This window comes from Candidatus Electronema sp. PJ (genome assembly GCF_048287395.1).
In the GTDB taxonomy this organism is placed as follows: Bacteria; Desulfobacterota; Desulfobulbia; order Desulfobulbales; family Desulfobulbaceae; genus Electronema.
Map to the genome: position 1 here is coordinate 19,231 of NZ_JBLWEO010000060.1, position 12,410 is coordinate 31,640.

A 12,410-nucleotide genomic window follows, 5' to 3' on the forward strand; every position below is an offset into this window, starting at 1 on the left:
TATTGCAATCCTCTCCGCTTCAGAGTATTATAAATTGTATTTTGCAGCTACCAGGTAGGGCTGTCGTAGGAATGTCTCCTGTGTACTCGACAGCCTAAAGTCAAGAAACTGATTTTTTCTTCTTGACTTCAAGTTTGCTGCATTGTACTAAGTAGTAGTATATCTCTGCGTAATTTTTGTGATTATGCGGAAGAAGGGGGAGTTGGAATGCCTACGCAAGCCATTAATTTTCTGGAGGAGAAAAATTATGGAAATCAGGCTAAATGGAGAGCCGCGTTTCATCAACGCGGCGCACTTGACCGTCGCCAATCTGCTGGAGCTGGAGCAGGTGATGTCGCCGGAAATGGTCGCGGTACAGATCGACGGTGAAATCGTCCATCGCGGCGACTATCATCACACTGTGGTCGGCGACCGAAACGAAGTTGATCTGCTGTACTTCATGGCAGGCGGCTGAACAGAACAGTTCGCCGGAATCGAAACAAAAGGAACACTATGCCCAGCAGCGCAATCGGAACAGTGGCTGATTCAATGAATCTGACTGACGAGCAGATGGATCGCTACAGCCGCCACTTGATTCTCAAAGAGGTGGGAGTAGAAGGACAAATCAAGCTGCTACAAGCAAGAGTTCTGGTGGTGGGAACAGGCGGCCTTGGCTCGCCTGTTTCCCTCTATCTTGCTGCTGCTGGGGTAGGTACTCTTGGCATAGTGGATGCCGATGTGGTTGACATCTCCAATCTTCAGCGGCAAATCGCGCACACTACGGCTGATCTTAGCCGTCCCAAGGTGGAATCAGCCGCAGCCAAGCTGAAAGCCATCAACCCAGACATTAAGATTGAACCGTGGCTCCTCTATTTGGATGCCTCGAATATTGCCGAAATCATCCGGCAGTATGATTTTGTCATTGATGGCACCGACAACTTTGCCACCAAGTTTCTGATCAATGATGCCTGCGTGATGGCAGGTATTCCTTTCTCCCACGGTGGCATTCTCCGCTTCGACGGTCAGACCATGACTGTCCTGCCCGGTAAATCCGCCTGCTACCGCTGCTGCTTCCGAGAAGCACCGCCTCCTAAAGCTGTGCCAAGCTGTTCGCAGGCCGGAATATTAGGCGCAGTAGCCGGAATGTTAGGCACTATTCAGGCTGCCGAAGCCCTGAAATTCATCACTGGTGCAGGTACGCTCCTCACCGATGCCTTGCTGACCTTTGATGCCAAAACCATGAACTTCCGCCGGGTCAAGTTACGCCGACGGCCTGACTGTCCGGTCTGCGGCGAACATCCTGTGATTGTTGAGCTGACTGATATAGAGCGGCAAGCCTGCGATATGTAAAAGCTAGACCTCTGGCAAAGGTAAGGTCAGGACAAACCTGCTCCCGCCCGAGGCCTGTGCTTCTGCCTTGATCTCGCCGTTGTGGGTTCGCATTACTGCCTTGGCAATGCTGAGGCCAAGGCCGGTTCCTTCCGCACCACCTCTGGCCGCAGCAGAGCGATAGAAGCGATCAAATATTCGCTCGCGGTCTTCTTCGCTGATGCCAATGCCTGTATCGCTGATAACTATCTCTGCCTGTTTGCCACGACTATTCAGCTCCACAGAAACAAACCCTCCAGGATGGTTATACTTCACAGCGTTTTCGACAAGATTAAGAATCGCCTCAGTTAAGGTGTCTTTATCACCCTGGATGGTGATTTCGTCATTCAGGCTAGTGCTGATAACCACATTTTTCTTCTTCGCCAAGGTTTCGGTCAATCGCACTGCATCGGCAATACAGCTATTCAGGGAAAGAGGTTGAAATGCCGACGCATCAAGCATTCCTGAATCCAGCCTGGCTAAAGTAAGCAGTCCATTAATCTGATCCAGCATTCCATTCGCCACTTCTCGCACACTCGTTAAACTCTCTGCGTACTCTTCCTCAGTCCGGGTTTTTTGAAGGGCGATATCGCATTCTGCTTTGATAACGGCCAACGGCGTTTTCAACTCATGGGCTGCATCGCCAAGCAGATTCTTCTCTGCCTCAAAGGCCTGTTGCAGCCGTTCAAGAAGAGAATTGAATTTGCCAGCCAGCCTGCGCAGCTCCTGCGCTAACCCCTTTTCGGCAATCCGCGCTTCCAGGTTTTTGTGGCTGATTCTCTCCAAGGCATCAGAGAATTTCTGCAAAGGCCGCAGTGAGACCTCCGCAATGATTAAGCTGGTCAGCCCGATCAAAACAATGATGACTGGCATGACAATGAGAAAATAGTTAGCGAGCCGGTCGATCATTTGCAGGCTTGCTGTCATATCTTCAGCAACGACCAGCGTGATCAACTTGCCCATGAACATGTACTCATGGCGAATAACCCGCAGCGGCTCGCCATCTGGACCATCTGAGATGTATATCCACTCATTGATTTTGGGATTATGCTCAAGCGGCGTGCCGGGCGTGAGATCAAAGCTGTTGTCCACCAAGGAATAAGAGGCTGTCTTCAGTTTACCGTCAATAAACACCTTGTAGTAATGGCCAGAGTCAGGCAGGACATAATCGCCCTTCATAAACTCCTCTGTCTCGCACTCAATCGTCACGCTATCATGGGTATGCACCAACCCTTTGACGAGTTGGAGATTCGCATGAAGCATCTTATCTAACGAGTCATTGACGACATAATGGAGTTTGAGATGCAGGGCGTAGCCAAAACCTAAAAAGAGAACCGTGACGGAAACAAAAATCCAGAGCAGAAGCCTGCCTTTGATGGAGTGCAGCACTTAGTTCCCCTCCTGGAGAATATAACCTTCACCTCTGCGGGTGTGAATCAGGGGGTGCGGATGATCTTTATCGATTTTCTTGCGCAACCGGTTGATATAGACATCAATGATATTGCTGTCGAGATCGAAATTCATGTCATAGACATGCTCGGAAAGCTCGGTGCGGCTGATTACCCGGCCCTTATTGATGGCCAAATATTCGAGGATAGCGTATTCTTTGGCTGAGAGCGGGATATCAATCCCGGCCCGGCCTGCGGTTTTGGCATTCAGATCAATATGCAGGTCAGCAACACAGAGCTGTGAGGCTGGTTGCCCTTTACTTCTTCTGATGATAGCGGTTAAACGGGCTAACAATTCGCTGAAGTCAAAGGGTTTGGCCAGATAGTCATCCGCGCCAATGTTCAACCCTTTCACCCGATTCTCAACCTCACCTCTGGCTGTGAGCATAATGACCGGCACTTCGATATTTTGCTCCCGTAGCTTGCGCAATACCGTGAAGCCGTCCATCTTTGGCATCATGACATCCAAAACAATCGCGTCATAAGGCGAGGTTTCGGCCTGATAAAGCCCCTCTTCGCCGTCGTGACAGATATCGACGACAAAGGCGTGCTCTTCAAGTCCTTTTTTAAGAAGATTGGCCAGCCGCTTCTCATCTTCAACAATCAGAACTTTCATCGGATTCGTTCCTGCTTCTTTAGTTCTTTTCCAGGAAGAACATTTCCTTCCACACTTGATGACCGGTCACTGAATGGGCAATGACTGCACCAACATGGATAACAAGATAAACCGGAATCAAAACCGTACCGATCTCATGGGCTTCTTTCACTGCGTGCATGATGCCTTGCGCCTTTACGCCTCGCTCCATAAAAAAGAACATCAGCGTGCCCGTGACCGCAAGCCAGGAAAAAGCCATGAGACCAAAGAATTCTACCAGCCCAGCCAGGCCTTGTCGCCGTTTATGCTCTGGTAGTTTAAAGCGAGAAAGCACAGCAAGGTCTTTGCCTGTTTGTTTGAGACGATTCAGCGTGAGAGGGAACCAGGTGGTCAGGCGGGAACCTTGTGGGCCAAGGAAACTGTAGAGGAAATAAAAACAAAGGGCAACGAACACGGTCACGCCGATTGTGCCATGCAGGAGAAAACCAGCGTGTTCAATCTGTTTGTAATCGTCAGCTCTGTCGCCAGTGAGCACCGCCATAAGAACCAAGGCGATCATTGCCAGATGCCAGAACCGGACAGGGTTGCCCAGCGGGGCAGTTGCTCCAGGGATGACTGTGTTCTCGGTATTCATCGTGTGTTCCTCCTTGTTTTTTTTCTACACTAGCTGTCGGCGAGTTATATTTGCATCAAGGGCAACGAAGCAGTGCCCGTTTCTCACGGAGTACGCGTTTTTCAAGGATTCATGCGGTGTTCTTTCCCTTTGTGATACGCAATTTGCCGTTTAAATCAGCCTAATTCACACTTAAATCGCCTCGATTCACACTTAAATTACTCTGATTTACACTTGAATTGCCTAGATTCACACTTAAATCGTTCCGATTCACACTTGAATTACTCTGATTCACACTTACATCAGAACGATTCACGCGTGAATTGCCTTGATTCAAGAGTGAATCGTACCGATTTAAATTTAAATCACCCTGATTCACGCTTGAACCAGAGTGATTTAAGTGTGAATCGTATCGATTTAAGTGTGAATCAGAGTAATTCAAGTGTAAATCGAGGCGATGCAAGTGTGAATCAGGACGATTCACCTGTGCTTTGTAGCCAACAAAGCCAGGTTGCAGCCAGACGAAACCGATCTCGCAGCGCATGATGGAACAACTATGGGATTGCTTGGCCGCCTTCAACTACATCCTGCACGCAAGGGGTGCAAAGCAGCCTCTTATTTTTTGCCGCTCCCGGTAACTTCAATCTTCGTTGCCACAAAATCTGTGCGTTGCAGCACACCTCGCACATCAATAGTTGCGCCTACAGCCACTTTAGCCTTCTCTTCGGTGATGTTGGTCATGGAAGTGACAAGAATCAGCCGATCATCAATAACCCAAACTCCTGCCATGCCACTAGCAGGCAGCTTACGGATTACACCAGAGAATTTATATTCTGGTTCCTGCTCGTAACCTTGACCGGGCTGAAAAAAATGCGGGCGCGCCTGCTCATTTTGCCCGCTTTCTTCTGCCTGAACTATCCATGCACTGACAGCAAGGACGGCGGCCAAAACAAAAAAGGCGGTGCGGATGTTGCTGTTCTTTCTGTTCATAGCTTCTACTCTACTTGTTCTGGGGCTGACTTGCCGGAGCTGGATATTCTTTGCTCCGGCAGTGTGATAGGAGATTAGCGCATACCAGCACCTTTGACTTCAAGCTCATAGGCGGTGAAAGGATTGCCGCCACCTTTCACTTCCACTTGCACACCAACTGCCAGCCAGCCACGCGTTTGTTTGATATAGGTTTGTTGAGTTACATGCACCTCGCGACCACCAATTCGCCACGTGCCGAGAAAGCCAGCTTGCGGCATGGCTTCTACCGGCCCATAAAATTTTGTTAAACCCATTGCTGGAGGAGGCGCGTTCAGCGGGGCACTTCCCATTGCTCTGCCGCTGCTTTTCACTTCAATCTCATAAGCAGCAAAGGGATTGCCGCCGCCTTTCACTTCAACCTGCGCACCAAGGCCAATCCTGCCATACTCTTCTTTGAGATAGGTGTTTTGAGTAAACAACACGTTTCGGCCACCAATCCGCCACGTGCCGAGCAAGCCGCCTTGCGGCATAGCTTCTACCGGGCCGTAGAATTTGTTTTCCTCATAGTAGCCTCGGCCTTCGTAACGCTCACCATGCTCATAGCGTTCGCCGTGTTCATAATATTCATCTCTGCTGGCTTGCGCATTGGCGACAAAGAAAGAACAGGTCAAAACAACAGCTAGGGAAAGAAGTGCACTTCTCATGATGATTTCCTCCTTTCTAGGATCATCGGGTTAATATACTGCTCATCTTGTCCGGCGTATAATACCAGAGACAAGATGAACAGGAAATGAATAAAACAGGTTTATATCAGAAAGACATCAGGGCAGCTCGTGCTCTTTAGGAATGAAAATCAATGTCGCCTACCCTTCACTTCAATCTCATCCGCAGTAAAACTACTGCCAGTAGGATGACCTTCCACCTTGACATAGGCACCAACAGCAGCCTTGCCGCGTTTTTCCTTGACCTCAGTGCCTGGATTCACAACAACCTGCCTGCCATTCACCAGCCAGGTGCCATTATTAACATTTTGCGGCAGCGCATCAACAGTGCCGTAGAATTTTGCGCTGCTGTTCTCTCCGTATTCTCCGTCTTCATAGTCGTGTTCGCTGGCTAATGCTGGCCAGGATGACGATACCGCAAGTATCGTCAAGAAAAAAAGTACGTGTCTCATGATAGGTTCCTCCTCCTTTTTCATGATCCTGTGGTGTGGACAACCTGCTTTCCTCAACAAGCAGATTGCGGAAAGATGCTGTGTTCTTCGTCTCTCTTCTCTTTTGTACAAAAAAAGGCCAGCCAAGAGCAAGATTTTCTTGGCTGGCCTTTTTTGGTCCCGCTCCACAGCGGCTGTGGAGACGGGACAGGTTTACATCCGATCAATCATGATCCCCGTATCCTCGACGATAGCTGTCATCATCGTAGTATCCATATCGACCAGTATGCTCATAACGTTCATGCGTGTTGTAGGTCGGCCTGGTGTTGCGATAAACGATGTTGGGATTTGTCGGCATGACGATGTTCGGCACTGTCGGCACGACATTGTTGTACGAAGGTACTATGACGCGCCGGTGTTCGTACATGTCGTCGTTATCTACATAACCGTTGCCATACGCATACCCGTGATCATATTCATATCGCTCATGCTCACTCGCTGCTGCTGCGCCAACCATCATCAACCCGAAAACAAAGCCACCGATCAGTCCTGTTGCAATCCGTTTCATGGTCACAATCTCCTTTTTTCCTCTTAACGGTTCCGGTCGAAGCCCCGCTGCTTCTTCCTTATGTCTTTACTTTACCCGATTCAAGATGAACAGAAGATGAATGCCTTGGTCTTTTTTCGGTGGTGATTCTTTTTCGCCAATCAGGAGGCTCAACACGCAACATCTACACCATAAGCGTTGAATCCACCCCGCCAAGAATGTCTTTGTGCTGCGCCAATACTGGTGCAACCACTTCATCAAGGAACTCTTCGGTCTGTTTTGCGGCCCGGCCTGTGAATTCCTGATAATTACCCAGCAGCTTTTCCAGCTCCTTCAAGGAGAAGGGGATACGTTGATCCTGCGCTAATCGGAAAAGCAGGTCATTGTCTAACCCTTCTTCCTTGACGGCAAGTCCAGCAGCCACTGAATGCTCACGAATAACCTCGTGCATCTCTTGCCGACTCTTGCCCTGCTCAACACAAGCCATCAGGATCTTCTCGGTGGCCATGAAAGGCAGTTCAGCTCGTAGATGCCGTTCAATTTGCTTGGGGTACACCACCATGCCACTGGTGATGTTAACGTAGAGCTTGAGAATCGCGTCAGTCAGCAGAAAGGCTTGCGCCAAATCCATGCGACGGATGGCGGAATCATCTAACGTCCGTTCAAACCACTGATTAGCAGCCGTGGCCGCAAAGTCAGCAGGTAAGCCCATCAGCTTCCGAGCTAGACCAGTCATCCGCTCCGAGCGCATTGGATTGCGCTTATAGGCCATTGCCGAGCTGCCGACCTGCTTTTGCTCGAACGGCTCCTCCTGTACTTTCAGGTTGGAGAGCAAGCGCAGATCAACCGCGAACTTATGCGCTGAGGCCCCAATGCCTGCAAGCGTCTCAGCGGTCTTCATATCTAATTTGCGGGGATACGTCTGGCCTGTGACCGGGAACACCTGATCAAAGCCGAGCTTTGCCGCCACTCTGCGGTCCAGTTCACGCACCATGGCATGATCGCCATGAAAGAGTTCTATAAAGGTAGCCTGCGTGCCAACCGTACCTTTTGCGCCGCGTGCCTTGATCTGCTGTTCCAAGGCTTCTATATAATCCAAATCCAGCAGTAGATCTTGAATGTATAGGGTATTACGCTTACCGACAGTGGTTGGTTGCGCTGGCTGATAATGGGTAAAGCCAAGCGTGGCCATATCCTTGTAGCTGCGGCAGAAGGTCGACAGATTGGCAATGACATTCACCAAGGCTTTCTTGATCAGTTGCAGTGCCCGCTTCTGGATGATCAGATCAGTATTGCAGACAACGAATTGCGAGGTCGCACCAAGATGAATGATGGCCTCAGCCTTGGGACACTGCTGGCCATAAACATGCACATGGGCCATCACATCATGACGGATTTCCTTTTCCTTGGCAGCGGCAGCGGCGAAATCAACATCTTCGATCCGGCTGCGCAACTCATCTACCATTTCTTGGCTGACCAGTTCCAGACCTAGCTCGTGTTGCGCTTCAGCTAAGGCCACCCAGCATTTGCGCCAGGTGGTGAACTTAAAGCGTTCGGAGAAAAGCTCCTGCATTTCTCGACTGGTGTAGCGACTCACTAACGGTTCCTGATAAATATCGTGATTCATAGCAGTGCAATAGGGTTTGCGGCTAAGGGTTGATGTACAGCGAGGAATTCGGCGGTTATATGAAACCTTCTTGCAGAAGTCAATAAGAAGCGTTGGGTTCCCTGATTGCAGCGGAGAGCAAGCCTTTTTCTCCAGTTGCGATATTTTCAACATAACTCTGAGAAAACATTCCTTTCTTGCTCGCTGGCAAAGGAGTTTGGCTGGGCAAAAGAGGAGTTCTGCCGACTTGCAAAGAAGTTGTACTTACCTGCAAAGGAGTTTGGCCGACTCCAACTCCTTTGCAAGTCGGCAAGATTTCTTTGCGACTTGGCCAAACTCCTTTATGGCTCAACAGGCAAGCAGTTTGGCCAAGCCGAACTCCTTTCTGGCCAAGCCAAACTCCTTGGTCAACGAGCAGGACTCTTCCCTGGAGGAGTTCCGCTTCAATGGCTGGCTGTTAATTTGCAGACAAACGGGTACATCTTGCAGGCCACGCAGAAGCGAAAGCCTGCTTCCAAGGCAGCGCAAGCGGCAAAGAGCAGGCCAATGATCAAGGCTGCGGTGTCTAACTGAAAGAGCCAGCAGATAATCAGGAGACACGAGAAGAGGAAGCCTATTCTAGCTGCGAAAATCTTGGCGGCAGCATCAACCATGCTGGGTTTGATCTGGAGAAGCGCAATGATCTTGGTACTGATATTGGCCAAGGGGCTGTATTTAGCCTGCCAAAAGCCACGAATGGAGAAGTCGGCTGCCACGATCAGAATGAGCCAGGGTAGTGGACTGAAGAGAAAGAGTAGCAGTAGAACGACAACCTGCACGGCATTAAGCCGGGCCACGTTTTCATCAATTCTAATAAAAGAGACTGGACACATTGCGCTCATGGAAAGACCTCCGGTCAAGATGTTAAACAATAGCGTAACGCCTATGCAATAAGGAAGAGTACAGGAGCAAGCACCTGCTGCCATTTTTATTCAGCTTGCGCAAGTCCTGCAAGAACAAGGGCTACAGATAACGTGATGCCTGGCTAATAGACTGGATAGAGTGGCGGTGCTGGGACAGCTTGTACATGCACTTGCCGAAGCAGATCAGCAGAGTACTGCTTCCTAATCCTCCGCAAGGCAGCACTAATTTGCTGCGTTGGGGCATGAAGCAGCTCGGTCTCTGTCTGATCTGTGTGGTTGAGCAGGAACAATTGGTGATTCCGCAAGGTAAAGGCATGGCTCCAATCAACCTCAATCACCTCGTGATTTTCCTCTATGGGCAGTGGTAAAGGCAGACCTGCCGCAGCTACTTGCAGGGCATCGCCTTCAGTAGTTTCCAAGACCCAGGCATCACCTTCTGTGGTGCTGAAAAAGATGAATACGCCCTGCTCGCGACACTGCACCTGGGTGTGTCGTGCAGCTTGTTGGATCTTATCAATCTCCCCGTGCAGAGAGATCTGCTTCTGCTTATGGTGGGTTGCTGCGGACTGGAGTCCTGCCTGCTGCAAGGGCAGGCAGCAGTGCTTGTATTTCTTACCTGACCGGCATGGGCAGGATTGATTACGGCTGATTTTGGTCATAGTCGTGGAAGCGAAGAGCAAGAGCAATCAGGCCAAGGTAGAGCCTATCTTTCTCCATAATCCTGCAAACGTTGCTCCCTGTCAAAGGAAAAGCAGCAGGACTGCCGCCCTTACTCCTCTGTACCTGCATTCTCCATAGCCATCTCGATGGCTTCGCTCGCTGCTTGGCGCACCTCCTCGTTACGATCTTTTGTCGCCTTTTTCAGGAATACTACAGCTTCCTCACTCGCTATTTGGCCAAGTGCCTCGACTACTGTGGTGCGCACCTCTGCACTTCTATCACTCAAGGCCTTACCTAAGGCCTGCACCGCCTGTTGATCACTGAGATTACCCAGTACTTCAGCTGCTAGCCTTCTGACGCTTTCCTCATCATCGTTGTGCAGCAGCTTAGCAATCTGGTTAATGCCGCTCCCATCTTCGAGGTCGCCCAGCAGTGCCACAGCTTCTTCCCGCACAGATGAATCCTCGTCATTAGCCATTTCAGTGATGGATTCGAGGGACAACTCGTCACTATCTTCTCCTCCTTCTGCTTGCGTCTCCTCTGGGTCAGGTACCGGAGCTGACTGCGCACCATGCTTGGGAGGTGCTGGCGAGGCTAGTTTGGCACCAGGCCGAAAAACGATTGTCTGGATAGTGCCCTTAGCATTAGGAACCTCGTTTGTATAGAGAAAGACTTTCTCCATCAGCGGTGGCGAGGTTTGGCCTACTACCTGTGGCTTGTAAAGGAAGACACTGTTCAAGTCCTGAGTAATACGCCGGAGCACGTCTTCGATGAAGACGCGATTGAAATCACCCGACACAGGCTGTTCAACTGTGCCGTACACCACGATTTCCACTCCTACCTGCGAGGCAATCTGCTGGAGCAGATCCCGTAACGGGGTATTGCGTGCTTGCAGGGTGAGCAAACCATTTTCAACCTGAACAGATAGGGAAGAACTCTGGACAGGAGCTTTTCGTGCTGCACTCCAAGCAGGAACAGCGGTACTGAGCAGCAAGACAGCGGTAAGGGGGAGATAACTCAATCTCTTCTTCATAAGATCTATCCTCAATAAGTCTGCATGGAAGAGTGCGCAGTAAGGCACAAGCAGCGTTCTTACAGCGTTTTCAATTTCTGCCAGAGTAGTCATCGCAGCTCTCTCAGAATAGGTAACAAGGCTACTGCTCAGGATAAGACTGAGGGACGGTCAGGGCGTTGACTTCAGGTCGCCAGTGAGTTGGGGACATGTTGGTTCTCCGTTGCAGAGGGATAGGGGATAAGAAGGATCCTCAGCCACATTAGAGAACATGGGGATATGTTGTCAAGCATTTTCTACCTGGAACTGTACATATTGCCCCTGCAAAAGAACGAGTATCCCCAAGACAAAATAACGCTCGATCCGAGACCAAAGTACGCTCGATGAATGGTCTCGGGATACTCGATAAGTAGTCTGGGGTATTCTCGATAAATGGTTGGGGGGATACTCGATGATTTTTTGAGAGAGGGGAATACGGCGGGGGAGGAGCAATCAGATAGGGTAGTGGGCAAGCAAAAAGACGCTTGCCTGCCCTGCGGTGCTGCAAGCACTGATTCATTTATGCACATAGTCCTCGCGGTGCTTGTACCTATACCAGTCATAGGGAAGCGTAACTGTATCGAGAATGATCGCGAATGGCAGGTCCACAAGGGGGATAGGCATGGCAGGACATGCAACGTAGTTTTCGTTATAGGTGGTTGCAAAACAGTCTTTTACAAGCCTCTTCATCCAGTAGGCATCCGTGCGCGTTGCTGTGAAGCGCATATCTTCCTCCTTACGTATATCCTCACTGCTATGAATATGTGTTCCCACGCTGATGATCGTGCCGCAGCCTGTCAGGGTGATAGACATTCCAAGCAAGGCAATGTTCCAATATCTTTTCATCTTCAGTCTCCGTGGTGTGAACAAGGGATGGCATTTGGAAGAATATCAGCCAGCATACGCACCGGAACTGCCTTTGTCAACAGGGAAAGGTTCTGTTCAGCAACAGTCAGACAGCAATACTCTTCGCAACCGCAGTGAAGGGATTCAGTAACGTAGTATGAAGGACAGAAAGATCATAAAAAGGAACTGAGCTTATGGTTAACATGTTGAGCGCATTGTACCAACAATGCTTTCTCCTCTTCTTCTATTGGGAGTTCCACAATGTTTTCTACTCCTTTATTGCCAATAATAAAGGGAACGCCAATAGTGCAGTCTATACCGTAGAATGCGTCCTGTACTGACTTGCCCGGCAATAAACGTATCATGCCCCATAGTAATCGCCTGAAGCAGCTTCAAGGTTGCTTTTGCCGTGCCAACTGCTGTCAATCACCGCAACATCCATAAGTTTCCCTTTTCCTTGCCACATTATTTTGCTCCTGTACTGGGCAAAGGCAGAGAAGTTCCTGGCCTTTGCCCAGAAGAGATCACTTCCCGCACCACTCCCTTGCATTCTGGAACATCCGCAGCCACGGCGAGACCTCCAGCCCTTGCATCTCCCTTGGCAGCCAATGGCACTGCCATGGCAGGAAGGCCCGCTCTGGGTGCGGCATCAGGGCCAAGTGGCGGCCATCCG

General features: G+C 50.1%; 16 protein-coding genes. 2 read left to right on the forward strand and 14 right to left on the reverse strand.

Going from position 1 to position 12,410, the window contains the following annotated elements:
* The first annotated feature begins 247 nt into the window (after positions 1-247).
* Both thiS and ACNKIB_RS09345 read left to right on the forward strand, forming a co-directional pair.
* Complete coding sequence (gene thiS / locus ACNKIB_RS09340) at positions 248-454, forward strand: sulfur carrier protein ThiS (protein ID WP_417910275.1); 207 nt, start codon at positions 248-250, stop codon at positions 452-454.
* Between the two features lie 74 nt (positions 455-528).
* Positions 529-1,329, forward strand: coding sequence for a HesA/MoeB/ThiF family protein (locus ACNKIB_RS09345; protein ID WP_417910291.1), 801 nt, complete (start codon positions 529-531; stop codon positions 1,327-1,329).
* Between the two features lie 3 nt (positions 1,330-1,332).
* Here ACNKIB_RS09345 and ACNKIB_RS09350 read toward each other — a convergent pair whose 3' ends face one another.
* The 14 genes from ACNKIB_RS09350 to ACNKIB_RS09415 all read right to left on the reverse strand — a co-directional run.
* Complete coding sequence (locus ACNKIB_RS09350; protein ID WP_417910276.1) at positions 1,333-2,736, reverse strand: sensor histidine kinase; 1,404 nt, start codon at positions 2,734-2,736, stop codon at positions 1,333-1,335.
* Positions 2,737-3,411, reverse strand: coding sequence for a response regulator transcription factor (locus ACNKIB_RS09355; protein ID WP_417910277.1), 675 nt, complete (start codon positions 3,409-3,411; stop codon positions 2,737-2,739).
* Between the two features lie 19 nt (positions 3,412-3,430).
* Complete coding sequence (locus ACNKIB_RS09360; protein WP_417910278.1) at positions 3,431-4,024, reverse strand: cytochrome b/b6 domain-containing protein; 594 nt, start codon at positions 4,022-4,024, stop codon at positions 3,431-3,433.
* A gap of 594 nt (positions 4,025-4,618) precedes the next feature.
* On the reverse strand, positions 4,619-4,993 hold the full coding sequence (locus ACNKIB_RS09365; protein WP_417910279.1) for a hypothetical protein: 375 nt from the start codon (positions 4,991-4,993) through the stop codon (positions 4,619-4,621).
* A gap of 74 nt (positions 4,994-5,067) precedes the next feature.
* Complete coding sequence (locus ACNKIB_RS09370; RefSeq protein WP_417910280.1) at positions 5,068-5,676, reverse strand: DUF5666 domain-containing protein; 609 nt, start codon at positions 5,674-5,676, stop codon at positions 5,068-5,070.
* A 149-nt stretch (positions 5,677-5,825) separates the two neighbouring features.
* The gene (locus ACNKIB_RS09375; protein WP_417910281.1) at positions 5,826-6,146 is read right to left on the reverse strand and encodes a DUF5666 domain-containing protein; all 321 of its coding nucleotides are present in this window, start codon (positions 6,144-6,146) and stop codon (positions 5,826-5,828) included.
* A gap of 202 nt (positions 6,147-6,348) precedes the next feature.
* Positions 6,349-6,693, reverse strand: a complete 345-nt coding sequence (locus ACNKIB_RS09380; protein ID WP_417910282.1) for a hypothetical protein — start codon at positions 6,691-6,693, stop codon at positions 6,349-6,351.
* A gap of 163 nt (positions 6,694-6,856) precedes the next feature.
* Positions 6,857-8,299, reverse strand: coding sequence for an adenylosuccinate lyase (gene purB / locus ACNKIB_RS09385; protein WP_417910283.1), 1,443 nt, complete (start codon positions 8,297-8,299; stop codon positions 6,857-6,859).
* A gap of 422 nt (positions 8,300-8,721) precedes the next feature.
* Positions 8,722-9,159, reverse strand: coding sequence for a DUF4395 domain-containing protein (locus ACNKIB_RS09390; protein WP_417910284.1), 438 nt, complete (start codon positions 9,157-9,159; stop codon positions 8,722-8,724).
* A gap of 143 nt (positions 9,160-9,302) precedes the next feature.
* Complete coding sequence (locus tag ACNKIB_RS09395) at positions 9,303-9,839, reverse strand: YecA family protein (RefSeq protein ID WP_417910285.1); 537 nt, start codon at positions 9,837-9,839, stop codon at positions 9,303-9,305.
* 110 nt (positions 9,840-9,949) lie between these two features.
* Positions 9,950-10,873 (reverse strand): HEAT repeat domain-containing protein, encoded by a 924-nt coding sequence (locus tag ACNKIB_RS09400; protein WP_417910286.1) that lies wholly within the window; start codon positions 10,871-10,873, stop codon positions 9,950-9,952.
* 534 nt (positions 10,874-11,407) lie between these two features.
* On the reverse strand, positions 11,408-11,737 hold the full coding sequence (locus ACNKIB_RS09405) for a YceK/YidQ family lipoprotein (RefSeq protein WP_417910287.1): 330 nt from the start codon (positions 11,735-11,737) through the stop codon (positions 11,408-11,410).
* Positions 11,738-11,910: 173 nt separating this feature from the next.
* A complete protein-coding gene (locus ACNKIB_RS09410; RefSeq protein ID WP_417910288.1) occupies positions 11,911-12,102 on the reverse strand; it encodes a hypothetical protein in 192 nt (63 codons plus the stop codon).
* Between the two features lie 159 nt (positions 12,103-12,261).
* Positions 12,262-12,410, reverse strand: a 149-nt coding sequence (locus ACNKIB_RS09415) for a phosphoribosylformylglycinamidine synthase subunit PurQ (protein WP_417910292.1), incomplete at its 5' end; no start/stop codon positions are given.

What these genes read in the sequence shown, in the direction of transcription:
- thiS (WP_417910275.1), top strand. Translation starts at nt 248, where the DNA reads ATGGAAATCAGGCTAAATGGAGAGCCGCGTTTCATCAACGCGGCGCAC.
- ACNKIB_RS09345 (WP_417910291.1), top strand. Translation starts at nt 529, where the DNA reads ATGAATCTGACTGACGAGCAGATGGATCGCTACAGCCGCCACTTGATT.
- ACNKIB_RS09355 (WP_417910277.1), bottom strand. Translation starts at nt 3,411, where the DNA reads ATGAAAGTTCTGATTGTTGAAGATGAGAAGCGGCTGGCCAATCTTCTT.
- ACNKIB_RS09360 (WP_417910278.1), bottom strand. Translation starts at nt 4,024, where the DNA reads ATGAATACCGAGAACACAGTCATCCCTGGAGCAACTGCCCCGCTGGGC.
- ACNKIB_RS09365 (WP_417910279.1), bottom strand. Translation starts at nt 4,993, where the DNA reads ATGAACAGAAAGAACAGCAACATCCGCACCGCCTTTTTTGTTTTGGCC.
- ACNKIB_RS09370 (WP_417910280.1), bottom strand. Translation starts at nt 5,676, where the DNA reads ATGAGAAGTGCACTTCTTTCCCTAGCTGTTGTTTTGACCTGTTCTTTC.
- ACNKIB_RS09375 (WP_417910281.1), bottom strand. Translation starts at nt 6,146, where the DNA reads ATGAGACACGTACTTTTTTTCTTGACGATACTTGCGGTATCGTCATCC.
- ACNKIB_RS09380 (WP_417910282.1), bottom strand. Translation starts at nt 6,693, where the DNA reads ATGAAACGGATTGCAACAGGACTGATCGGTGGCTTTGTTTTCGGGTTG.
- purB (WP_417910283.1), bottom strand. Translation starts at nt 8,299, where the DNA reads ATGAATCACGATATTTATCAGGAACCGTTAGTGAGTCGCTACACCAGT.
- ACNKIB_RS09390 (WP_417910284.1), bottom strand. Translation starts at nt 9,159, where the DNA reads ATGAGCGCAATGTGTCCAGTCTCTTTTATTAGAATTGATGAAAACGTG.
- ACNKIB_RS09395 (WP_417910285.1), bottom strand. Translation starts at nt 9,839, where the DNA reads ATGACCAAAATCAGCCGTAATCAATCCTGCCCATGCCGGTCAGGTAAG.
- ACNKIB_RS09400 (WP_417910286.1), bottom strand. Translation starts at nt 10,873, where the DNA reads ATGAAGAAGAGATTGAGTTATCTCCCCCTTACCGCTGTCTTGCTGCTC.
- ACNKIB_RS09405 (WP_417910287.1), bottom strand. Translation starts at nt 11,737, where the DNA reads ATGAAAAGATATTGGAACATTGCCTTGCTTGGAATGTCTATCACCCTG.
- ACNKIB_RS09410 (WP_417910288.1), bottom strand. Translation starts at nt 12,102, where the DNA reads ATGATACGTTTATTGCCGGGCAAGTCAGTACAGGACGCATTCTACGGT.